The organism is Halalkalibacter sp. APA_J-10(15) (assembly GCF_023017105.1).
Lineage (GTDB): Bacteria > Bacillota > Bacilli > Bacillales > Bacillaceae_D > Halalkalibacter.
The window spans coordinates 25100-50812 of sequence record NZ_JALKEV010000022.1 but is presented as its reverse complement, the minus strand read 5'-3'; the positions used below and the strand labels follow the sequence as shown (position 1 = coordinate 50812).

At 36.1% G+C, this 25713-nt stretch carries 16 protein-coding genes and 1 pseudogene; 13 read left to right on the top strand and 4 right to left on the bottom strand.

All coding sequences use genetic code 11. The features are described 5' to 3' along the window. The first annotated feature begins 188 nt into the window (after positions 1–188). A pseudogene (locus MW695_RS20350) lies at positions 189–1367 on the top strand (IS256 family transposase). 89 nt (positions 1368–1456) lie between these two features. Here MW695_RS20350 and MW695_RS20345 read toward each other — a convergent pair. The 3 genes from MW695_RS20345 to MW695_RS20335 form a co-directional block, all read right to left on the bottom strand. Next, a complete protein-coding gene (locus MW695_RS20345; protein WP_306421250.1) occupies positions 1457–1642 on the bottom strand; it encodes a DUF3231 family protein in 186 nt (61 codons plus the stop codon). 74 nt (positions 1643–1716) lie between these two features. Then, the gene (locus tag MW695_RS20340; RefSeq protein WP_247107321.1) at positions 1717–2607 is read right to left on the bottom strand and encodes a COX15/CtaA family protein; all 891 of its coding nucleotides are present in this window, start codon (positions 2605–2607) and stop codon (positions 1717–1719) included. Continuing rightward, positions 2604–3362, bottom strand: a complete 759-nt coding sequence (locus MW695_RS20335) for an alpha/beta family hydrolase (protein WP_247107320.1) — start codon at positions 3360–3362, stop codon at positions 2604–2606. Before MW695_RS20335 ends, MW695_RS20340 begins: the two co-directional genes overlap by 4 nt. Positions 3363–3497: 135 nt before the next feature. On the opposite strand from MW695_RS20335, the gene MW695_RS20330 reads away from it, so the two are divergent. From MW695_RS20330 to MW695_RS20280, 11 genes are all read left to right on the top strand, one after another. Then, positions 3498–4028, top strand: coding sequence for a PadR family transcriptional regulator (locus MW695_RS20330; protein WP_247107319.1), 531 nt, complete (start codon positions 3498–3500; stop codon positions 4026–4028). A gap of 937 nt (positions 4029–4965) precedes the next feature. Then, positions 4966–5898: an ABC transporter permease gene (locus MW695_RS20325; protein ID WP_247107337.1), complete on the top strand. Its 933-nt coding sequence runs from the start codon at positions 4966–4968 to the stop codon at positions 5896–5898. Continuing rightward, positions 5898–6767 carry a carbohydrate ABC transporter permease gene (locus MW695_RS20320; RefSeq protein WP_247107318.1) on the top strand — a complete coding sequence of 290 codons (870 nt, stop codon included), beginning with the start codon at positions 5898–5900 and terminating at the stop codon, positions 6765–6767. Before MW695_RS20325 ends, MW695_RS20320 begins: the two co-directional genes overlap by 1 nt. 72 nt (positions 6768–6839) lie before the next feature. Beyond that, positions 6840–8381: an extracellular solute-binding protein gene (locus tag MW695_RS20315; protein WP_247107317.1), complete on the top strand. Its 1542-nt coding sequence runs from the start codon at positions 6840–6842 to the stop codon at positions 8379–8381. Between the two features lie 264 nt (positions 8382–8645). Then, entirely contained in the window at positions 8646–9956 is a 1311-nt protein-coding gene (locus tag MW695_RS20310; RefSeq protein WP_260505942.1) for a Gfo/Idh/MocA family protein, read from the top strand. A gap of 256 nt (positions 9957–10212) precedes the next feature. Further along, entirely contained in the window at positions 10213–12486 is a 2274-nt protein-coding gene (locus MW695_RS20305; protein WP_247107316.1) for an AraC family transcriptional regulator, read from the top strand. Positions 12487–12523: 37 nt separating this feature from the next. Beyond that, positions 12524–14581, top strand: a complete 2058-nt coding sequence (locus tag MW695_RS20300) for a glycoside hydrolase family 65 (RefSeq protein ID WP_247107315.1) — start codon at positions 12524–12526, stop codon at positions 14579–14581. 179 nt (positions 14582–14760) lie between these two features. Beyond that, positions 14761–15888: a glycoside hydrolase family 88/105 protein gene (locus MW695_RS20295; protein ID WP_247107314.1), complete on the top strand. Its 1128-nt coding sequence runs from the start codon at positions 14761–14763 to the stop codon at positions 15886–15888. 53 nt (positions 15889–15941) lie between these two features. Next, on the top strand, positions 15942–18335 hold the full coding sequence (locus MW695_RS20290; protein WP_247107313.1) for a glycosyl hydrolase family 95 catalytic domain-containing protein: 2394 nt from the start codon (positions 15942–15944) through the stop codon (positions 18333–18335). Positions 18336–18557: 222 nt separating this feature from the next. Next, a complete protein-coding gene (locus MW695_RS20285) occupies positions 18558–18773 on the top strand; it encodes a YdbC family protein (RefSeq protein ID WP_247107312.1) in 216 nt (71 codons plus the stop codon). An 851-nt stretch (positions 18774–19624) separates the two neighbouring features. After that, positions 19625–23062: a COG1470 family protein gene (locus MW695_RS20280; RefSeq protein ID WP_247107311.1), complete on the top strand. Its 3438-nt coding sequence runs from the start codon at positions 19625–19627 to the stop codon at positions 23060–23062. Between the two features lie 55 nt (positions 23063–23117). Here MW695_RS20280 and MW695_RS20275 read toward each other — a convergent pair whose 3' ends face one another. Beyond that, entirely contained in the window at positions 23118–23744 is a 627-nt protein-coding gene (locus MW695_RS20275; RefSeq protein ID WP_247107310.1) for a YesL family protein, read from the bottom strand. Between the two features lie 338 nt (positions 23745–24082). Between MW695_RS20275 and MW695_RS20270 the strand changes: the two genes are divergently transcribed. After that, the gene (locus tag MW695_RS20270) at positions 24083–25681 is read left to right on the top strand and encodes a response regulator transcription factor (RefSeq protein ID WP_247107309.1); all 1599 of its coding nucleotides are present in this window, start codon (positions 24083–24085) and stop codon (positions 25679–25681) included. Positions 25682–25713 lie beyond the last annotated feature (32 nt).

Genomic DNA, 25713 nt, shown 5'->3' with positions numbered 1-25713 from the left:
CGAGACATTCTTTTCACTTGTTCAAATAGTAGTTTATTTTGATAATATTAATTAATCTTCTTTTTCATTAATATTAAGGGTGTTCAGAAGATGACGTACAATAGTTTGTGTAAATGATTTGAAACAAAAAAAGAGGTAGGGTACCCTCTAGTTAACCGCTAAACCAACTGAGAGGAGATGCCCTACCTATGAGTACTAGTATAGGACAAAACACACTTGAAAATCAATTAGATTCTATGGTTCGTGAGTTTGTGAAAGAAAAACTTGAGGCTATGATGAAAGAAGAAATGAATAGTTTTTTTGAACATGAACACCCAGAGTTAAAAAACCAGAAGAACGGCTTCTATCAAAGGCAACTAGATACCAAGTATGGAAGATTGGAAGATCTAGAAGTGCCTCGTGATCGTGAAAATGCCTTTCAAACAGAGATCTTTTCTCCTTATCAACGACGTGAACAGTGGCTTGGTGAAACCATTATCACCATGTATCAAAAAGGTGTAAGCACCCGTGAAATTGGTCAGTTTATTGAACGTATTTTAGGTCATTCTTACTCAGCTGCAACGATTAGTCAAATCACCGACGTCGTGGCAGAGGATATTGAGTCTTGGCAACAACGTCTACTGAAAAAGCGCTACTCTGTCCTTTATTTAGATGGTACTTATCTCAAGCTTCGTCGAGAGGATGTTGCGAATGAAGTCGTCTATCTCGTTGTCGGCGTCACCGAAGGTGGCTTCAGAGAAATTCTAGGTTTCTATGTTGGTGGCCAAGAAAGTGCCCTAGGTTGAAAGACGATTCTTAACGATCTTTATCACCGTGGTCTTAAAGAAATTCTTCTAGCTGTATTCGACGGGCTTCCAGGTCTTGAGGAAGCAATGAAAGCCGTTTATCCCAAAGCGGATGTCCAGCGCTGTGTTGTTCATAAGGTTCGGAATGCTCTCAATGCCGTCAGAAAGAAGGATCAAGCCGCTGTAGCTGAAGATCTTAAACCTATTTATAAAGCCAATACTCAAGAGGAAGCTAAGGAAAAGTTCCGTGCTTTCAAGGACACATGGCAAAAGAAATATCCAAAAGTCGTTAAAAGCTGGGAACAAGACCTGGATGTTCTGCTGACCTTTTTAACGTATCCCTCCTCCATTCAACCGATGATTTACACGACGAATATCATCGAGCGAACGATCAAGGAGATCAAGAAACGCACCAAAACCATGAACAGTCTCCCCACTGAAAAAGCGGCTGAAAAAATCGTTTACCTTCAATCGATGGACTATAATCAACGCTGGGCAGAAAGAAAGTTAAGAAGCTTTGGTCATGCCTACTCTACTTTGCAGGAGATGTTCAAACAGCGATACGGAACCGAACGCGAATAGGGATGTGGAAACGTCTTCTGGTATGGCCCCCGAGGGGGCCATACCAGAAACTCCCTCCCCTAAGACCTGAGGAAGTACCCTATTGATTTTTACACAAACTTATTGACACTACCTGTTTGTTGTTCGAGCCATTTATTTTGAATCATTAAATCTACAATATCTTTTGCATACTGTGCAATCTTAAGGGAAAGTCTTTCATAATTTAATATCAAATCACTTCTTTGACTGGTGGCAGTGGCGGTTGCATAATTGTCCGTCCCTGAAGCGGTTAACATCCCGTATCAGAAAATACTTCTGCGTTGAATTAGTTATTCACATTATCCATTTCTATACTTACGATTAAAAAATATTACTTAATCCTTCTTGTTATGACAACGATATAGGTGAATAGAGAAAACAAAATAGAGATTACTAGTGCATGGATAATTCCAATCGTCAAGTTTTGATTATAAGTAAAAACCATTCCTATTCCACTTAAAAGCTGTACAAATATTAGTGATACACTAACAAAACTGAGGATTACTAATAGACGTTGATGCTTATAAAGCTTTAATATCCATAAAACAAACACTATAACAAGAACGGTTAACAACATGCCTGCTAAACGATGAAACATCTGAGCAAAAACAATGGTTCCTTGGCTAAATAAGACGAACTCTCCATTACATAAAGGAAAACCAGTACAAGCTGTAGACGCTCCCATATGCTTTACAAATGCACCTGTATAGATAACGGTGTAAGCATAAATAGTAATAGCAATGACAAAACGCTTAAAATGTCTTCCAACTGGTACTATGGCTTTATTAAATGGATTTTCAAATGTAAAAAGAGTAATCGTAAAAACAGCCGCTAAAGAGATTGCTGAAAAACCAAAATGTAATGCCATAATTAATGGGGGTTGTCCAAATACAACTTGTCCAGCCCCCATTAAACCTTGAATAATAATGGCAGCAGAGGCAAGAATTGCAAAGAATTTTATTTCTTTAATAAAATTCAATTTTCGCCAAGACCAGTAGGATAATATTAAAACCAGTAGACCTGCAACGCTAGAGATTAATCTATGAGTGTACTCAATAATCGTTTCTAGCGTGGGGTTATATGGAATGACTTCACCAAAACAGAGCGGCCACGTCGTTCCACACCCTTGACCAGATCCTGTTTTGGTGACAATGGAACCTTGCAAAAGGACAAATAGCACAATAATAGTTGTTATAATTGAATAGACTTTTAATTTTTTCATGTTTCACCTTGACTAGTGACATGAACATCATTCAACCAAGTAACAATTGAATCTATGATCATTGCCTGCTGTTCACCAACTGTTATCTGAGCTTCATTATCACCAGATTGACTACCATATACACCAAAATAAGCGTGGTTACCACCTAGAATTTCAATGAAATTCGTTGTTTCTGGTAGGTTCGAGCTGTATTTTTTAATTTTTTCAGGTGTACTTAATCCATCCACTGCCCCGCTTATCGAGAGAACAGGTAAGTTGGATTCACTTAAAACATCATTGCTTGCTGCATATGCGCCAAGTAAGATAAGTCCGTTTACTTTGTCTAAATGTTGGTCTACATACATAGCCGCTGCAGCACCTCCCATTGAATGGCCAGCAATATACCAATCTAGGTGATTACCATTATTTATTACTTCATTGGCTTTAGAAACATCGAGAATTGGCAAATTTAATCTAACCGAGGGTATAGCCACTGTAATATTTTGCTTCGCTAACTCTTGCGCTAAATAGGCATACGCCTCAGGTTCAACTTTTGCACCAGGATAAAGAATCAAACCTTTATCCGCATGTTCAGCTGTATAGATATACCATCCGTCTTCTGCATCCTTGACTTCCTCTATTTCGAGCCGTTCAACATCTATCGCACTATATGTATTTTGAGTCCATATAAAAAATATTGATAGGCTCAAAATTAATACGATAACAATAGTGATAATCGAAATGAATAACGTTTTTTTATTGAGAAATTTCTTCATTATTAAAATCACCCTCCTTTATATGTCTTTTTAGACATATGAAATTATAGCTATAGTAAACAATGATAAACACTTTGGTCAAGTTAATATGCTATAATTTCTTTATATAGACAAATATTAAGGAATTGATGTTTTATGAGCTTACGTTATGCTTTGTTAGGGATTATTTCTAAAAAGTCAGTAACAGGTTATGATGTGGTAAGAATATTTAAGCAACAGATGATTTATTTTTGGAGTTCGACTCATAGCCAAATCTACACAGAATTGCGTAAAATGGAAAACGATAACTTAATAGAACACGAATTAGTTATTCAAGGAACCTTACCAAATAAAAAAGTATACTCTCTTACAGATGCAGGAAAGAAGGAATTAATACGCTGGGCAATTGAAGAACCTTTAACACTTGCAAAAATTAAAGATGAATTTTTAATTAAAGCGACTATTTTTCCTGTTTTATCAGTTAGAGAAATTAATAAATTGTTAGATGACGTTATAGAGAGAGAAGAAAGCATTTTAAGTAAGACAAAACATTGGAAAGAACACTTTAACAATCAAGAAGAACAAGACGTAGGCACTATGTTAACCGTTGAATATGGAATAAGATATTCTGAAATGTACTTGGAATGGTGTAAGTGGGCAAAGCAGTATATCAATGAAATAAAGTAACAAGTCATACGTTTTTTATATCCATTGCTTTTTCTTTATTTCACTACTTTGTAAATAAACCTTTGAATTTTAAGGAAAAAGACAATACTAAAGTAGGCGTAGCTCCATTATTTATTAAAAAGAGGAGAGCGCCTAATTCATCTATAAATGGGTGTGATATGTCGACTGGCTTAAGATACTTCAGGTTCTTGTAATGAACAGTATATCCTAAACTTTCAAGTCTTCGTAGGAATTTCTTTTTCAAGAACGTCAAAATAGGGAGTTTCGTTTGACAGATAGAAAACCTTACTTCTCTTTTAATATGTTGTGGCAAGGTTATGAAAGATAATCGGCTTAATTCCACTCTAACGGAAGATTATAGGGCTAAATTATCGAGTTATATGATGAAAGAAGTGTTGTTGTATAGCATTATTTTTACATATGTTCTTGCAGGGCTTGCTGCTGCAATGTCGGTTGGAGCAATTGCAGTAGATGATAAGAGAAGGGCTTAAAAATGGATTTATGCGACGCTAAAATGATCTAAGTGTGACGATTACATGATAAGTGATCGTCTTTTTTATTTGACTTTAAACGTTTTTAATTATCTGCATGGGTTTATTATTTACGAAAAGTGACAATCATCAAATGAAACAAATGATAAACAATTTGTTGATATGCACATCATTTCTAGGTGCTGTTTGCTACAGGGAAAGTGTGAAAGAAAAAAAGATGATCAACCATTTAAAAAAAAGTGCTCAAAAGATAAAATCAATCAGTTGTTCAATAATCGTTGATCTTCTGTTTGATATGATGATTGTCAAATAACCGATTGGCTTGTTATAGTTGAGCCAATTCAGTCAACAAATCTTTTTTTTACGAAGAAAAATGGCGTATTTAAGTAAAGGAGCAAAAAAAATAAGTAAAGGAGGAAAGCTGAGTGGAACGAGTGAACACGGAAATGAAAGGGCTTACAAAATATAAAGTAAATAAAGCAAGGTCGCTTATAACGAATATCAAAAAACATTGGATGCTTTATGTCATGATTTTACCTGGAGTGATATTTTACATTGTTTTGAAGTATATACCTCTGATGGGGACGATCATTGCCTTCCAGGATTATCAAATATTTAATGGGATATTAAACAGTCCTTGGGTTGGGTTTGATAACTTTATCCATTTATTTACTTATCAAGATTTTTATCAAGTTCTGCGCAATACGTTTTTAATTGCCTTTTACTTACTTGTCTTTGGATTTCCGGCGCCAATCATTCTCGCTTTACTTTTTAATGAAATAAGAATTCGTTTTTTAAAGAAGTCTGTGCAAAGCTTATTCTACCTTCCACATTTTCTCTCGTGGGTCATTGTAGGAGGAATTGTTTTCGAATTATTATCTTCACAAGGGGTAGTAAATGGAATTCGTGGATGGTTTGGAGCTGAAACCATTCTCTTTATGCAAGAAGAGAGTTACTTCAGAACCATCGTTGTTTTATCAAGTGTATGGAAAAATGTTGGATGGGGAACGATTGTCTATTTAGCGGCGATTACCTCCATTAATCCAAGTTTATATGAAGCCTCAGTCATGGACGGAGCTAACCGCTGGAAGCAAGCGAGGTATATCACACTTCCGTTAATGTTTCCTACTATACTGGTCTTGTTTTTACTCAATATTGGGAATTTCCTAGAACTAGGATTTGATCAAATTTATAATTTATTAACCCCGATGACCTATTCTGTTGGAGATATCATTGAAACCTATGTTTATCGTGCTGGTGTTTTACAAGGGCAATATAGTATGACAACGGCGATTGGGTTATTTCAGTCTCTTATTGGTTTTGTTTTAATATGGATATTTAATAGAATGGCTAGAAAAACAGAACAGGGGTTATGGTAATGAGAAAATCAATGAGTGAAAGAATATTTGATGTTTTTAATTATACGGTGCTTATTACCCTTGCTTTGACAATGATTCTTCCATTGCTACAATTGTTAGCCGTATCGTTTAGTTCTCCGATAGCAGCGGATTCGAAACAGGTTTTATTATGGCCAGTGGAATTTACCATAGACACATGGACTCATATTTTACAGAATAAAGTATTATGGAAATCCTTTGGTGTCACCGTGTATATCACGGTGTTGGGAACTTTTTTAAGTATGTTATTTACTGTATTAACGGCTTTCCCATTATCTAGAAAGGAATTTATGCTTCGTAAACCGATCATGTTTATGATAGTTATTACGATGATTTTTAATGCACCGATGATCCCATTTTTCTTAACTGTCCGTAGTCTTGGATTGATGGATACCTTATGGGCATTAATGATCCCGGGATTAATTAGTACATTTAATATGGTCATCGTACGAACATTTTTTATGGGGGTTCCTAGTGAATTAGATGATGCAGCTAAAATTGATGGTTGTAATCCTTTTCGATTGTTATTTCAAATCTATTTGCCACTTTCAAAACCTGTTCTAGCGACGATCAGTTTATTTTATGCTGTTGGATATTGGAATACATTTCAAACGGCTATTCTTTTTATCCGAAACCCTGACTTGTATCCACTTCAATTAAGGCTGCGAGAGTATTTTCAAGCGCCAGAGGAATTGGCTGCGGTGAATTTAATTATGAATGAATTAGCTTTTAATACAACGACATTAAAAGCAGCGACGATTATCTTCGCTACGGTTCCTATTGTGTTAGTTTATCCTTATTTACAAAAGTATTTTGTCAAAGGAGCTGTGTTAGGCTCATTAAAAGATTAGTTTCTTTTAAGTGATGAAATATTAAACCGCTTACAGTGGTTTGATATAAATGAAAACAAGGGAGGATTAACAATGAGTACAGGTCAAAGAATGATTCGTTTTGGGGTCATTATTTCATTATTATTGTTATTTGTAGTTGTCGGCTGTTCCAATTCCGATACGAGCAGTCAGCAGTCAACAAATGAAGAAAGAGAAGACAGTGAAAAGATAGAGAATGTTCGAGTGTTTAAAAGCCATTTATCGAAAGGAGTTCTGCCAGGGAGTGATGATCCACATGTCCAACAAGTATTGGAAGAAACAGGAGTTGAATATGAGCTGATGACACCACCTGCTGGCTCTGATGCTACCGAATATTTAAATATGTTATTTGCATCTGAGGATTACCCAGATATTTTCAGACCGATTGGTGGGATGGAAAGAACGTTAATTCAACAAGGAGCAGCACTTCCATTAGATGACCTCCTCCCAGAATATGCACCACATGTATGGAACAGTATACCTGAAGAAGCGTGGGATGTCGTGCGAGCAGCGACACCAGACGGGAAAATTTATTATGTGCCAAAGGTTTATACGATTCCAGAACGTGCTGCATTATTAAGACAGGATTGGTTAAATAATGTTGGTCTTGAAATGCCAGAAACACTAGAAGAGTATAGAGAAATGCTTATAGCTTTTCGTGATCAGGATCCTAATGGAAATGGTGAACAAGATGAGCTTCCAACGTCTGGAAGGGAATTTGGTACATGGATGGATCACTTGTTTGCCATGTTTGGTGTTGCAATGTGGGAAGGGCATCCTGAATGGGATATATATGACGGTGAAATCCAATATGCTGGTGTAACCGAAAATATGAAGGAAGCGATTATATTTATTCGTGAATTGTATGAAGAAGAATTATTAGATAAAGAAACATTCTTAAATAAAGGAGATGTGTGGACAGCCAAAATAAATAATAATTTAGTAGGTAGTTGGTATCACTTACCAGCAAACTTATTAGATAGATATGAAGCGATGCGCCAGGGAGCTGAAGACGCTTATGTTGTTGGAATGCCACTACCGAAAGTAGATGGATTTACGGGATTTATTACACAAAAAAGTATGGGAGAGCCTGAATGGATGATTCCAAAAGTGTCTGAAGATAAAGCGATTGCTTCATTAAAGCTCTTAGATTTTTTCTACGATCAGGAAAATGATGATTTTATCCGATATGGGATTGAAGGAGCGCAACATAAAGTAGAAGATGGAAAAAAAGTTCTGATAGCAGCTACTGATGAAACACCAATTGCATTAGGAATGAGAAACTTAATGACAAAAGAAGATATGGATATTCGAATCAATGAAACATTTCCTGAGGACCAGCAACAAATGGTGATGGATATTTTTGAAGTAAGTACAGCTGATGCTAGGAGAATTGCAGGAGATGGTTTACCTTCAACTGTTTATGATGGATATTCTGACATTCAATCTCATAAACTTTTCCAAGAATATTTAACGAAGATTGTGATTGGAGAGTGGCCAATTGATAGATTTGATGAATTTGTCGAAAGGTGGTATAGCTCAGGAGGAGATGAGGTTACAGAACGAGTTCAAGAATGGTACGAACGGTTAAATTGATAATGGTTGAAAGAGGCTGGAACATAACAAAAGTGTTTAGCTGAGAATCCGACCAATTTAAAAACGAAGCGGATGAAATATACGTAAACTCCTGCGGGATGAAAAGTAAAGGTGAGACCCCGCAGTGCGTAGCACGAGGAGGCTCACCAGCTTCCCGCGGAAAGCGAAGTGTATTTCAGGAGCGGTGAATGTGCTCCAATCTGTATTTGTGCGGTTTCTCATGTACAACCTCTTTCTATCAAACATAGAAAGGAATGGAGTTATTTGAGAAAGAAGTATGTGATTTGTGGAGTTAGCGGAAGGGCATTAGGTATGTTTGTTATGCCGATACTGACAGAATTTTCGTCTACCTGTGAACTAGTCGGTTTATTAGATTGTGATCCGTTACGTTTTACTACTTTTCGTACTAGATTTCCAGAACATTCGCATGTTAAAACCTACAATGAATCTGAATTTGATCAGATGATTGTAGAAACAAAGCCAGATGTTGTCATTGTTGCGGGTAGAGATGATACACATGCAAGGTATATTGTGCGTGCTTTAACGAATCATTTAGACGTTATTACTGAGAAGCCAATGGCCACGACTGGTTTAGATTGCAAAAGAATCATAGAGGCAGAAAAAGCAAGTCACGGTAAAGTGATCGTGACCTTTAATTATCGATATGCACCTATCCATACAAAAATAAAGGAATTAATTTTGGAGGGAAAGCTAGGGAGGATTACATCGATCGATTTGAATTGGTATCTTGATACACATCATGGTTCTAGTTATTTTAAACGATGGAATCGATATCGAGACATTTCAGGAGGGTTGTCCATTCATAAATGTACACATCATTTTGATTTAGTGAATTGGTGGATCAATCAAACACCTGTTGAAGCATTTGCTTATGGTGCTCTTCATTACTATGGTGCAAATGGAGAGTGGAACCCAGCGGAGGAAAAGGACGGGAGATATTGCGGTACATGTAGTTATACGGAAGAGTGCTCATATTATGCTAGGTGGAATAGAAGACAAAAGGCGGTAAACGTACCAGATGACCATCTTGGATCACTTGAAGACGAAAATCAAACATACCCATATACAAACTATCGTCCAGACAGATGTATTTTTGATGGAGATATTGATATTGAAGATACGTATAGTGCCACGATTAAATATAGCGAAGGTGCTTTACTTAGCTACTCAGTTAATTTTTCCCTTCCGTATGAAGGATACCGCTTAGCGATAAATGGAACAAAGGGAAGGATTGAGACAATGGAATATCATGCACCAAAACGTACGCCTTTTCCTACTCCAGTTCAAACGATTGATTACTTCCCTTTGTTTGGGTCTAAGGAAACGATTCATGTTGTTCATAGAGAAGGTGGACATGGTGGAGGAGATCCTCTTTTACTAGAAGATATTTTTTTGGGAGAAAGCAAACACAAGCCATTTCAATTATTATCAGGTGCTATAGACGGTGCTTACTCGGTTGCAACAGGTGAAGCGATTTGGAGATCGGTGAAAGAGCATCGGCCCATTTTAATTCATGAGATTTTAAATGGATTAAAACAACAAAGCAAAGCATAAATTTAGTCAATCAAAATATATAAAGATAATAAGTCGTATCGTTCAGTAGTGGTAAAAGGCTGGTATGGGTTATGAGATCGAGCAATTGATAAGCAATTGAATGTCAATCTAATATGACCTTCCAAGGAAATGGACCCAATTGGGATCGGAATGGTTATGCTTGCAGAAGAAGAAGTAGAGAATCAAAAAAATATGGAAGAATAAAAAGGAGTAAAGTGGGAGTGTGGTGTAATTTTAAAAAAAGGAGGGAAAATACATGCTCCACCGACTTTTTATTTGGCCGAAACAAATATGGAAAAATACACAAACAAGATTGGTGCTTCTTGTAAGTTTATCCATTTTTATCATTACTCTCATTGTCGGCTTCACTTCCTATTATTCTTCTAAATCTGTTTTGCAGGAGCAATTACATGAACCTCAACAGCAAATGCTTCATATAAGTATGGAGCTAATTGATTCATACATTTCAGAAACCAATAAGACGGCTATTAATCTTTCTCTTGAACCGAGTGTTCATGAATTTCTGAAAAGCGCAAATCAAAATTCGTATGATAATATTACGAGAATCTATCAATTATTCTCAACGGTTATTAAAAACTCTCCGTATATTAAAAGTATTTATATTTATGATATCAATAATGACAGCTTTGTATCGATGCCACAAGGGTATAGCTCCAATCGTATTAATTTTATCGATTCACACTGGATAGAAGATCTAAATGAATTTGAATTGGAAACAATGGTTGTGAAGAAAAGAGAAGTAATAAAATCGGAGAATTCAACAATTTCAGAAATCACATTATTTAGAAAAATAAAGATAAATAATTCCTTAATGGGGGTTATTGCCATAAACCTTGAGGAAGATGAGGTATTTTCCAAATTAAATCCCTCAGATAGCTCGGCAATTAATAGCATGTGGTTTATCGCTGACAAACAAAATGAAGTCTTATTTACGAAGCCTAATCATTCTTTCGGATTTGTACCGATTGATGAAATTTTGCAAGAGTTAGATGCAAACGAGATAAGTGAATTTTTATATGAGGATCAAAAATTATTGGGGACAATGATGACTTCTTCACTAACAGGATGGAATTATGTCTCTTTAGTATCTCAAGATAGCTTACTAGCGAAATCAAAAACAATTAGAAATGTTGTTTTTTTAGTGTCACTCATTGCCCTATGCCTAGGTTTAATGGTCATTATTTATATTCATAATCAATTGTTTAAACCGATAAGGCGAATTAAAAAGTTATTTAATGTGAAAGACAACAACATGGAAATGGGTGATTTAACTCATTTAGAAAACTTAGCAGTTGATTTAATAAGTGATCACACATATTTATCACGAATGGTACAAAAGGTCAAGATGGAAGCTACATCTAAATTTTTTAATGACATTTATTTAGGAAATATAAAAAATAAAGAAGATGTTTATGAGAAGTGGACGCTATATTATCAAGAGTGGACAAACAAGCCTTATGTTATCGTCATGATCTCAATTGATCACTATTATGAATGGGTAAAGAAGTTTCCGGAGCCAGACCACCCATTATTAAAATTCGCATTAACAAATATCGTATCTGAAGTACTGACTCCCCTCGGTCGTTGTGAATGCGCGGATTTAGGAAAAGATAAAATAGCTCTTTTATTATATGAAGAGAGCGAATTAACAAGCTTAAGCACTTGTTTATTGAAAGCGGTTACCTTAGTTGAAGAATTATTAGGTTTTAGTATCTCGATTGGGGTTAGTAGAGTAGGGTCTGATATAGGAGAGTTAGAGCGTTTCATGATTGAGGCTAGGGAAGTACTTACGATAAGAGCTTACAAAGGGTACGGTAGCTTCATTACTTATGATGAATTTAGAAGCTTTACTAAAAATAAATCGCAGTTAAACGAAGAAAAGATTGAGAATTTAATCGAGATCATTCAATCAGGAAACACATCAAGTGCAAGCAATATGATTACTTCATTAGTAAACGAGATAAATGAAAATAAATATAACCCTATTAAGGCTATTTCTTTTTTAGGAAAAATAGAAGAACGAATGCAGCGTCTTTCTATAAGTAGTACAGAAGAGATTGATCAACAAATAATCGAACGATTTCTAACTATGGATTTAGCGGATATAGAAAAACGCTTACAAAGTCAGGCTACTACTTTATCAGAAGGCTTTAAAGTTACTCAACAGCAAAAGGAATATATTGTATGTAACCAAATGATTGAGTTTATGAAATGTCATTTAAAGGAGCCTATTGGGATTCAGGAAATAGCTGATTCAGTCCAGATAAGTGTTAGTTTAGCCAGTCAAATATTTAAGGAGCAAATGAATGACACGATTTATGGGTATTTTACGAGGCTAAGAGTAGAGCATGCCAAAGAACTGCTGTTAAAAACAGATAAAAAAATATCAGATATAGCCATTGAAGTCGGGTATCAACATGAGAACAGTTTTATACGGGTCTTTAGAAAATATAAAAATATAACACCTGGAAAATATAGAGGACAACTTAAATACGGAACTGATAAATGAGTTGAGAATAACGATGTGAATTAGAATGAGGTGTGATATGAATAAAAAAGAAGTGATAGAAAGACATAATCCCCACATAACAAAAGTGGAATCAAATGCTCCACTATCGCTTGGAAATGGTGATTTTGGTTTTAGTGTTGACTTCACAGGGCTGCAATCCTTTCCAAAATCTTATGATGCTCCACTTAGTACACAATCAAATTGGGGCTGGCATTATACAAAGGGAAAAAACGTTTATACAAATGAAGATATTCGTTATCAATCTTTTGAGACCTATGGAAGAAATGTCGATTATCCGATGAAACCTGAGGATAAGGAAGATGCCTATCATTGGTTAAGGCAAAATCCACATAGATTGCAGCTTGGGCGGATTTCCTTTCGTTTTCTTTCAAAGTTGGGAAAGGAAGTTGAGATCAATCAAATGACACAAATCAATCAAACGTTGAAGCTGTGGACTGGAACATTGCATAGCGAATTTTTAGTAGAAGAAGTACCAGTGGAAGTGATAACCGTTTGTCATCCACATCGTGATGAAATAGGGGTGAAGGTTGTCTCTCCTTTAATGAAAGATAAACGTCTCGAGGTATTTACCTTATTTTCTAATCCAGATATGACACATACGAGTTGGTCAAAGTCTATTTTTCCAGATTATGATCATAAGGATAGACATGATTCAACAATGAAATGTGTAGATAAAAATACGGAACTTCTACAAAGAAGGATGGATGATGATGTCTACTTTGTTCAATGGAACTGGAGTGAGGGAGAACTAAAACAAACAGATACCCATGAATTTACGTTGTTACCTAGTAATCAGACAAATGAGCTAGAGTTCACATTACATTTTTCCTCAAAGCAGTCCAAAAGCTCGAACTCTGCTTTTAACGAGGTACTAAAAGCAAGTGAGAAGTACTGGGGGAATTTTTGGCTGCAAGGTGGTTGTGCTGATTTCTCACGTAGTACGGATCAGAGGGCGTTTGAATTGGAACGTCGAGTGATTTTATCACAGTATTTATGTGCTGTTCATTGTGGTGGTTCTCTTCCTCCACAAGAGACAGGATTTATGTATAATAGTTGGTTTGGAAAATTCCATTTAGAAATGCATTGGTGGCATGCCTCTCATTTCCCATTATGGAATCGTCCTGATTTACTAGAAAGAAGTATGGATTGGTATGAAACGATTCTAGATAAAGCAAGAGAATTAGCTCACTCACAAGGATATAAAGGAGCTAGATGGCCCAAAATGGTTGGCTATAATGGGATTCAAACTCCTTCTCCTGTAGCTCCTGGTCTCATTTGGCAGCAACCGCATCCAATTGCTTTATCTGAATGGCTCTACAGGGCAACCCAATCAAAGTCTGTTTTAGAGAAGTATCAATCAATCGTATTTGAGTCAGCAGATTTTATGGTCTCTTTCGCACATTGGGACGAAGAGAAAGAGGCTTATGTATTAGGACCACCGCTCATTCCTGCACAGGAATGCCATCAGATGAATGACAGCTTAAATCCACCGTACGAAGTAGAATATTGGAAGTATGGACTTGAGCTAGCAATTGAATGGGCAAAACGACTAAATATAGAAGGAAATCCAGATTGGACGAAAGTATCTCGTTTGATGACACCGCTCCCTCACAAAGATGGGGTTTACCTTGCTCACGAAAATTGTCCACAAACATTTACAGAGAAAAATCACGATCATCCTTCTATGCTTGGAGCATTTGGAATCCTGCCCGGCAAGCTAGTGGATGTAAATATCATGAGAAATACATTATTCAAGGTGCGAGAAGAATGGGATTGGGAATCCTCTTGGGGATGGGATTTTCCGATGTGTGCAATGACAGCTGCACGATTAGGAGAAAAGGAATTAGCGATAGATTTCTTACTAATGGATGCAACAAAAAATACGTATCTAGTAAATGGGCATAATTATCAGCGACCAGGTTTAACCGCTTATCTCCCGGGTAATGGGGGTTTATTAACAGCTGTTGCGATGATGATTTGTGGCTGGGAAGGCTCTCCTGAAAAGGAGTGTAGTGGTTTTCCTAACAATGGTGAGTGGACGGTGGAGTGGCAGGACATTCATTCGTATTTATAGGTATTTATATTACGTTAGAATCGAGGAAGCTGTGGGCGGAATCATAGACGTATGGGCAGATTCAAAGAAGAGTAACGGTTCCGCTCGTTACGCGTGTTTCTGAAAAAAACATTTTCAGAAAAATTTAAAACCATTGTAACGTCTCCGCACAACGTAATTAAGAAAAAAGGAGTTTTTTTATGAATTCAACTAGTTTGTCAGTAAAGATTGCAGACTCCATTCAATCTCAATTTGTAGATGGCTATCACCCTAAGATGGCGAATAAATGGGGTTATGTAGCAGGAATGGCTTTAAAAGCATTTGATTGGTTATCAGAGTGGGAAAAGGATGAGCGCTATCATGAGGTCGTCAGGCGACACCTCGATTTATTTATAAGAGAAGATGGAACGATTAAGGGATATTCTTTGGATGAATATAATTTAGATCATATTAATGAAGGGAAAAATGTCTTTAATCTTTGGCGAAAGACGAAAGATAGTAAATATAAAAAAGCTTTAGATTTATTGTATACACAATTAAAAGGACAGCCACGCACGAGTGAGGGAGGATTTTGGCATAAGAAGATTTATCCATTTCAGATGTGGTTAGATGGCGTATACATGTCGTCTCCTTTCCTCGCAGAATATTCAAAGGAATTTGAGATTCCCACTGGATTTGATGACGTCGCTAATCAAATCCTATCCATTGAAAAAAATACAAGAAATCCTCAGAATGGTCTTTTGCATCATGCTTGGGATGAAAGCTGTGAACAACGTTGGTGCGACCAGAAAACGGGTAGATCCCCTCATGTATGGGGCAGGGCAGTTGGATGGTATTCAATGGCTATTGTCGATTCGCTTGAGCATTTTCCGAAGGACCATCATAAACGTGGTCAAATATTAGGAATATTTGAACGGATGGTTCATGCGATTTTACATGTTCAGGATCAAGAAACAGGGTTATGGTACCAAGTGATGGATCAAAATGGAAGAGAACGCAATTATTTAGAAGCATCTGGTTCATGTATGATAACGTATGCGATTGCAAAAGGGATACGTTTAGGTTATTTATCTGGGATTGATGCAAAGGCCGTAGCAAAAGCATACAAAGGGATTTTGGATCATTTCGTAACCGAAGATGATAGAGGTATACATTTGCACCAAATTTGTAAAGGGGCTGGATTAGGTGGACACCCAAAATATCGTGATGGCTCCTACGATTATTATATGAATGAGCAAATCGTTAGTGATGATTTAATGGGGGTAGCTCCATTACTTCTTGTAAGCATCGAGTGGGAAAAGCTACAGACAAAAGACATGAACGAATGAAAAAGATAGGTTAAGAAGTTTATCGTAAAAATCATCTATTGGGGGGAGTAAGCTTGACTACTTTTAACAATAGCCGTTATAAACTTATTTTAAAATATCCTGCTTCTTGGTGGAGAAATCAGTGGAGAGAAGCACTACCTTCTGGAAATGGGAAAATCGGGGCTGCTGTGTATGGTGGTGTTAATCTAGAGACAATTGTCATCAATCATGAGGATTTGTGGCATATGGGGATAAAAGATAAGCTACCAGATGTAAGTGATACTCTTAAAGAAACGAGGACGTTAATCGAAAAGAAACAATTTAATGAGGCAAATGGGTCATTAACTAATGCCCTGAAAAAAAAGAACTATCATACGCGCCTCGCTTCTGTTATTCCTTTAGGTGATTTAAAAGTTAGAATGTCTAATAAAGAAGTATTTCAGCATTACCGTAGGGTTTTGAATATGGAAACAGGTGAGATTGAAGTAAGTTGGCAAGAAGGTAAGCAAAGAATGAGTAGACGATTGTTTGTTTCGAGAGCAGATGATGTCATTGTTTATGAACTGCAATCAGATGAAGAAATAGATTCTGTAGATTTTCAAGTTTCATTACATAAGAGTGATAGTCATAAAATGCATGATAAGGTGGAAGAGTTATCGAAGACGGTAAAGGTTAAAGCAGATGGGGACTTTCTCTTTTATTCGGTGACAAATGATGACTATACGGATTTTGGAGCTGTTATTAGAATTGTCCCAATGAATGGGCAGTGTGTAACAAATACTCAGTCAATCAATTGTAAACAAGTGAAAAAAATAATAGTATTTATTAAAGTTTTTGTTAAATCCGACCATCAGCTTGAGTGGTCAAAACTACAAAAAGAGCTATTATTATATAGACCGAATTATCAGGAACATTTAAATCTTCATGTTCCTTTACATCAACAATTATTTCATTCCGCTTCATTATCTTTAGAAGGGAATGACTATACACGTTCAAATGAAGAGCTATTACTAGAAGCGTATGAAGGCGACGTATCTATAGAGCTAATAGAAAAAATGTGGTCTTTTGGAAGGTATCTTTTTATATCGGGAACAAGAGATAGAGGGGAACCATTTAGTATGTATGGCCTTTGGGCAGGAGATTATAACTTAATGTGGAGCCACCGAATGGCTAATGAAAATATACAAATGATGTATTGGCACGCCAATGTAGGTGGGTTAACAGAATGTATCCCACCACTGTTCTACTATTATGAAAATATGCTTGATGATTTCCGAGAGAATGCTAGTAAGCTTTTCGGATGTCGTGGAATTTATATTCCGGCGGGTACGACACCTAGTATTGGTGTTCCGAACCAAATCGTTCCTGTCATAATGAATTGGACTGGTGCAGCTGGTTGGCTTGCACAGCATTTCTATGACTATTATTTATATACAGATGATGAAGAATTTCTAAAAGATCATCTTCTCCCTTTGATGAGAGAAATTGCATGTTTTTATGAAGATTTTTTAGTGAAGGAGGAGGATGGTTCTTACACCTTTATCCCTTCCGTATCCCCAGAGAATACACCTCAAAATTTCATGCCAAAAACAAGTGAACCCATCGCACATCCGATGCCAACTGCGATGAATGCAACAATGGATATTGCAATAGCAAAAGAATTATTTCAGCATTTCATTGAGGCTTGTATACGCACAAAGTTATACTTAGAAGAAATAGAAAAATGGGAGACAATATTGAAAGGCTTACCAAGTTATATGTTAGATCATGAGGGGGCATTGAAAGAGTGGTCAAACAAAGAATTTGAAGACCGATATGACCATCGACATTTGTCTCATATTTATCCGTTATTTCCCGGAAGAGAGCTCCAAGAAGAAAGTGAAACTATTTTATTTAATGCATGTAAGAAAGCAGTAGAAAAAAGAGTAATAGGTGCACAGACGGGATGGTCATTTGCTCATATGTCCTGTATTTATGCTCGATTACATGAAGGGAACAAAGCACTTCAACATTTAGAATATTTATCACGCTCCTGTTTGTTAAGCAATTTCTATACGTTGCATAATGATTGGAGGAATATGGGGCTAACTATGGAAATTGAAACAGCTCCGGTGCAAATGGACGCCAATTTAGGATGGGTTAATGCCGTACAAGAAATGCTCCTTTTTGTCTCAGAAAACCTAATAAAGGTATTACCAGCAAGACCTGATAAATGGAAGAGAGGGAGTGTGAAAGACTTTCGGTTTTATACAGGGCGAATTTCTTTTTCCTGGGACGTAGATGCAGGGAAGTTTGAGGCTGAAATAAAGTCAGTTAGAAGAACGGTTGTTACGATTAAATTACCTCATTTTGTTGCCGACTTTACTTATTTGGGGGAAGAAATACGAATATCGAAGTCGAAATTAGGGGCAGCTTATATTGACATAAAGATGCAAGCAAATCAAAGCTTGAAAATATTGAATAAATAGAGCGGTTGCGAAAAAGTATAGCAGTAAAAACTTTCATTTGATTGAATTAGCTATAAATAGATTACAAGTAAAAGGCAGGTTTAATTGAAGATCACTGAAACAGTACAACGGGTTAATCAAGAGTTGGAAATCTTTATTTATGGTAGATAAACCTTTATCATTATTAATGAGTCACTGTTTTAGCGCATGCTATTTAATCTGAATAACAGGAGGATTTAACTTATGGCTGAACTGAAATTCGAAATCACTGAACACGTTGCGGTATTGTCTGAATCACCAAAAGGCTGGACGAAAGAATTGAATCTCATTAGCTGGAACGGTCGTGAGCCGAAGTATGATATTCGTGACTGGGCTCCGAACCATGAGAAGATGGGGAAGGGTGTTACCATTTCAAAGGAAGAATTGGAGAAGCTGAAAGAGGCTTTACAAAAGCTGTAGGGAAAAAGGCATAATTATTTTATAACAGTAACTACATTAATAAGTAGCAGACCGTAGAAAAAACGCCTTTGAGAAAAAATTCTTAAAGGCGTTTTTTCGATATTTCCTCTATTTTCTGTGGGTGACACTGGAGGCTGGCGCGAATCCTTTGTTAGAAGGCTATAACGGATACACTATGCAATTAGCATCCAACGATTGCTTGATCGACTAGAGAAAGATGAATTTGATTTAGTAGCGATAGGGCGCCCTCTAATTTCAGATCCAGCATGGGTGGCTAAAATTCATAAAGGAAATTATGAAGAAATAGTTCCGTTTAGAAAAGAAGCATTAAGCACTTTATACTAGAAAAACCTTCGTGGTCAGCGAAGTACACACCACAATCTGTTCTCTTTAAAAAGAAAAAATTAGCTAGGTTTGCTCAAATTTTTTTTGAATACCCATTCACTAAACTTCGGCTAATAACTCAAATTTTTAATGAATAGATTCATTAAGGGAACAACCAAATACCATTTTCCCTTAATAAAGTCATACTTTTGGTTTCAACATCAAGCTAAAATGAATGTAAGTTAAATGAAATAGGTACCTTTCTTTCTATCGCAGTGGTGCTAAAAATCATTAGGATGACAACAATTTGATATAGACATTTTATAAGGGAAATCGCATTCGATAGATTTTCCCTTTTCTTTTATCAAATGATTTGATTAATGTTTGTTTCTGTTACATTTTGGTCAATGGGGCGCTTATCGAAAATCAAGAAACGCCTGTGGGATTGTTCCTTAACGAAAGGTATTCTTTCTGAGATGAGTTATGTGTTAAAGATAATTACTTGAAATGAAAAGGAGTTAAGTTGCATGCATATGTTAGATATTTCAAACTGGGTGTGTGTAAAGGATAGCTTCAATATAAAAGTAGAAAAAGATGGTTTCATATATCCGAATCATAAGATTTTCTACAGGTATGATCCTTATGCTGATTGGAGAGAGTATGATTGTATTTCCTTTGATATACAATTACCAGATGAAAGCCCCCTATTGTTAGAAGTGACTGCTTATCCAGTAAAAATTGGTCGTCCAGAGTATGTTGAACAAACTTCTGCTAATGTAATAGTTGCTGGTAAGGGTTGGAAAACGATTGAAATCAATTTTTCGCAATTCGACACGAACGAGGTAGCGAGCGCATTTTGGAGATTTATTGGTGAAGTGTCCTTAGAAGCGAGGTTTCTGTCAGGAGAACAAGAAGGCGAGATTTTCTTCAAAAATTGTAGACTCAAGCATAGTGGACCAATCGATTTACAAAGTGAACAAGATTCATTAGCAGGGAAAACGGGGAAAATAGTCTGCTATCATTTTACCGTAACGAACGAAAGTAACGTAACACAAGCCGTATCCCTATTCTTGGAGAAGTATGGATGGGAGTCAGTTGAAACTAAATTACATCCACATTACATCGTATTAGAACCAGGAGAAAGACAGCATGGAACGTTAGAAGTAGAGATCAATGAACAAATTGCGCCAGGAGGCTTTGAAGTTCAAACGTTAGTAGCTGTACCGAACGGAAATACTAGTTTCTTGAAAAAAATAGAGCTGATTACAGTGAAAGAACTGCCCCACCCGTATCTTCTCCATACGGAGGATGGTTGGAATGCGGTAAGAGCAAAGATTGCCAGCTACGATTGGGCAAGGAATAGTTTGGGTAGCTATGTGAATAATGCAGAAAAATGGGAAGTTCCTGAATGTCATACAAATAGTGAATTTGCTTTTTCTTTAGAAGAGCGATTTCCTTTCATGGCCACCGCGATTGCTTGGAAATTAACGGGTCGAAAGGATTTATTAAAGAAGGTCTCCTTGTTTTTAAAGCGATTTGCTAATCCGAAAACAGGTTATCCTACAACGAAAGCTTCTATTTTTCATAGTATTGATGAATTACTTCTCGATGGAGAATTTCCATTAGAGGCAAAGGTATCATCAGGGAAACTGATTCATGAGGGAGAGCTTATGATGGATATCGTTTCTGGATATGACCTTATTTATCATACAGAAGCTTTGACAGAGGAGGATCATGTTCATATAAAGCAAGCATTAGAACGATTTATTCAAAAGGTCGATTGGGTCATTACGGATGGAGATAGTAATAACATTCCAGCTGGTGGTATGGTTGCGGGTCTATTTTGCAGCTTGGTCATTCAGGATATGAAATGGATTCGGCGATTTATTAGTGGAAAGAATGGGTTTTGTGATTTAATCGCTGCTGGTGTGATGGATGATGACTGGTATTTTGAAAGTGCCTCTAATTATGTTGTTTTATTTGCAGATTTAGTCACAAAAGTTGCACAAGCGTGTCTACCATGGGGGATTAATGTAAGAGATTTATATATACCTCCGTATTATGGGAGAAATGCAATGATTTCTCCATGGACATACCCAAAAGAAAAACCATTTTTAGGAATGTCCTTTCAAAAGTACGGTACCAATAAGAAAAACTATCGAAGTATTCGCGGTATTTGGGATGCGATGCTTCCATTTATCGATTACCGTGGTATTTTGTTTGGCGCAAATGATTCTGCGGAAATGAATATGGCTGCTACGTATGAATTGGCCTATTATTTATACAGAAACCCGTCCTATGTACCTGTTATTAAACATGCAGAAAAGAGAGATTTGCTATACGGAGTTCCAGAACTCCCAGAAGAAGTAGAAACGGACTTACACACACGATCTACTTTTTCTGATAATGTTGGTTTTTGTGTGTTGCGCTCACAAACAGATGGAAGGGAGCAAAGTGAGCAAATACAAATGGTGATAAAGTATGGTACGCATGGTGGTTATCATGGTCACTTCGATCGGGCAAGTATGCTTCAACTAATGAGGTATGGGAAAAATGTGTATAATCCAGAAGCGACATGGTACGGTTATGGTTCTTATATGTTTAAAATGTGGGTACAAACTTCTATGTCACACAATATGGTTGTAGTAGATCAGAAGATGCAAGAACCATCGGAAACAAAACGGTTATTATTCCATACTGGAAAGCTCTTTCAAGTATGTGCTGTGGAAACAATAGCAAGATGGTGTGATCCGCCATATGGGGGACAAACTCCATATGCAGAACAATTCCCAGAGGAAAAGGCATGGAATGAAGGGAGATATATTCCATCGCCTCCTATTAAAAGGGAGCAGGGAGATATAGGGGATTATACGGAGCCGATCCTTCAACGTAGAATGATCATGGTGACAGATGACTATGTTGTTATTGTCGATTACGTAAAAGGCAAGGAACTTCATGATTATGATTGTTTGTTTCATTTTGAAGGATTAAAAGAGTTAAGCGCTACAAAGAAGAAATGGATTCATCATACAGGTCAATTTACTCAAGATCCTTATAGTGCAGGCCAGTTTATTACTGATTGTCACTGGTATAATGTTCAGGCTCCAGCACAAATACACTATGAATATGACTACGACCAAAAGAAAGACAATGAGTACGGAAAAAATAGCCGATTTAATGTAGACGGCCATATGAAAATAGATCTACATTCCATATGGCCGAAACAACAGCAAATCATGATTGGCAACTTTCCTGAGGCAGATGAAATTAATAAGCAACTTACTTATGAAATAATAGGTGATGGAAAACGATTAGATTCAGGAGCATTCGGAGCTTGGATCCTAGGAAAGGGTATTGTGGACGTATCTTTAAAAGGCATAAAGGAACTACAAATAAAGGTCAATGTAGATAAGTCCTCTAGAAAGACGATCTTTATTGGTGAACCGTATATTTTAACAACAGACGGAAAAACGATATCTATTACAGAGTTGCATTATGATTTAGACCATGTTGACTTAGGAAAAGGGATTGGAAAGGATTATTATGGTGGGCCAGTAAAAATAGCTGGAGTGGAATATGAAGCAGCAGTCCCCTTTGAACCAATTGATTGTACAAAACCAGCAGTCATGACGTTAAATATCGAAAAAATGAATGCTGATAGGCTGAAATTGGTCATAGGTGGCGATTATCCGCTTGGAGATGAAGGGAAACAAAGGAAAACGATTGCTATACGAACGAGTAATAATGAAGCAAGATATATAAATGTAGTCGAGCTTTATCCTGAGAAACCAGTCATTCGCGGAACGAACGTCATCGATGACAGCTGTTTTGAGGTGGAATTAGAAAATGGCTGTATACAAAGAATTGAATTTGACAATTTCTATAGTCATGAAAAAGGTGTTCGAGTAAAAATCATAGAAGAAAAGAGGGGAAAAGTGACGAGGGAAGAGTCCACAATTAAATAGAAAAAGGGGAGGGTTGGAGTCCTCCTCTTTCACCGAGTAGTGTCTTTCGAATTTACTAGTTCCCTTTTTCCAGCTCTAGTCTTTGCTCGTTTTTGCTAAAGGTAAAATTAGCAAATGACATGAGTATAAGTGAAAAAACACTTCCGCTAAAAAAGATAAGTAAGCTAGGGAAGGTAATCATGATAAAATAGACAATTAGACAGATAATGAGCATGGATATCGTGTAAATAGGAAAAAGAACCATTAAGAAGAATGAATTTTTAATGATTGGCAATATATTAATGTCATAATGAACATACACGGGGAAAATATAGAGTAGTGTAAGGAAAAAAATGATACAGACGATCATTAATGGCATATAGAGTAGCTGGATGTGGCCAGTCGCTTCGCGTAAAAAAAGTAGGTCAATATAAAAAATATAACCGATTACTAATAAAATGAGACCTAATACATTACTCTTAATAAACTCATTTTTATATATTGTCCAAAAGTTTTGGAAAATAGGTATGTCCTTTTTTGAGAGCAAATCTCTGATAACGGAAAACATTGCTACAGTAGCTGGAAAAAAACCTAAAACAACAACCCCTAGTATAGAAAACATCATCCATAAAATATTGATATATGCCATTTTCATGATCAGATCACAAGCTTTATAGAAACCATTTTGTAAATTTTTTTCCATTATCATATCTCCTAATATTCTAGTGTCAATTAAGTCGCTAAACACCTTTCATTTCTATTTTATCAAGTAATGTTTCAACAATGATATACCTAAAAACAAATGGTTAAAATGAGGAACTTTTCTCAAATTTAGATACTTAAAATAAATAAAAAGAGTAGAAGATTATGTATGAAAGGTATAGATGGTAAATAGTCAAAGGACACCTTTATTGAAAAAATCCTAAATTCAAAAGGCGCAATTAAGCAAATAGTATATAATAAAGTTTATTCATCAAAGTTACGACAACTTTTTTGATAGCGTTTTCAATTATATCAATATATATGGGAAGAGGTGAAATTATGTATAAATTAATCGTAGTAGATGATGAAGAAGTCATACGTGAAGGATTAAAACAATTTATTGATTGGAGATCGATGGGATATTTACTAGTTAGTTGTTTCGAGGATGGAAAGGATGCAATAGAGTATTTACAGAACAATCAAGTTGATGTCGTGCTGACAGATATTGACATGGTACATGTATCAGGACTGGAGCTTTCAAAATTTATACATGAGAACTTTCCACAAATCAAAACAGTTATCGTCAGTGGATTTAAAGATTTTGAGTTTGCAAAAAAAGCGATCGAATTTAACGTTGAGCATTATTTAACAAAACCTACAGATATAAAAGAAATAAATTCCGTCTTTCAGAAAATGAAGGGAGAATTAGATCAGAAAAAGCAGAGGGACGAGGAAGAGAAGTGCTACAGACAAAGGTATGATGAAATGATTCCACTTCTTAAAGAACAGTTTTTAATAAATGTTTTAAGTGGAGCCATCAAGAATGACATAGAACTAACGGCGAGATTGGAAACAATAAAGCTTACAAGCGATTTAGCTTCAGGTAACTGTTGTATCATTGAAGTAACTGTTAATACTGAAGAAAAGTCAAAAGGACTAGGCAATGATTATATTTGGACGACATTGCAAAAGTTCTTTCATTCGGAAAAGAATGGTACACAATATATTTCTACCTACTTAAATAGGAAAACACTTAAAATCCTTGCATTATCTCATAGAAATGAAAAAAAAGATTTTATTGCTTTAATTGACAGTGACATCATGAAAATAAAAAAGTCGATACAGAAAAATTTCGGTATATTCTTAACGTTTGTAAAGAATCCGATGTTTGATAGCTTAATTGAGCTCGCTCAAAATGTTAAATTAAACACTAGCAGCAGCTTTCAAACTGGAAACGATTCGAAATCAGCTCTAGAAGTGGGAGAGTATAGAGATTTAATTCAAGAATATCGACAATTTATTTCGTTTATTATCGATGGAAATGTAAAAGCAATAGAAGATTCACTATATCATATTTTTAGTAAACTAGAAGCCTTTCCTATTGAAGATGTCCAACGATTAATTATTGATTTGCTTTCAATGATTTCCCACACCTTTGCCGAAATGGGGGTAAATGTGTTTGAAATAAGTAAAGGCAAGATTGCGTATCAAGGAGTTCTAAATATAAATAACCTTGAAGATATTAAAGGTTGGTGTCAGGAATATTTACAGCAAATGATTAATTATTATTCAAAGATGAGAAAAAAATCGTCTTCGCACCAAATCATTGAACAAGCAAAAAAGTATATTCAACATATGTATAACAAAGATCTTTCTTTAGAAGATGTGGCGGATTATGTTTACTTAAACCATGTTTATTTTAGCCGTTTGTTTAAGCAGCAAACGGGGAAGAATTTTTCAGATTATTTGACTAGTATTCGTATTGAAAAAGCGATTGAGCTATTGAAAGAAAATAAATATAAGACGTATGAAATTAGTGAGAAAGTGGGGTATAAAAGCAGCAAGTACTTTTCGAGGGTTTTTAAACAATCAACAGGATGCTCTCCGAAGGAATATTGCCGTACATTTCTAAGTGAAAGTAGAATGTTCAATGAATAAACGCAGTTTATGGTACGTGATATCTAACTACA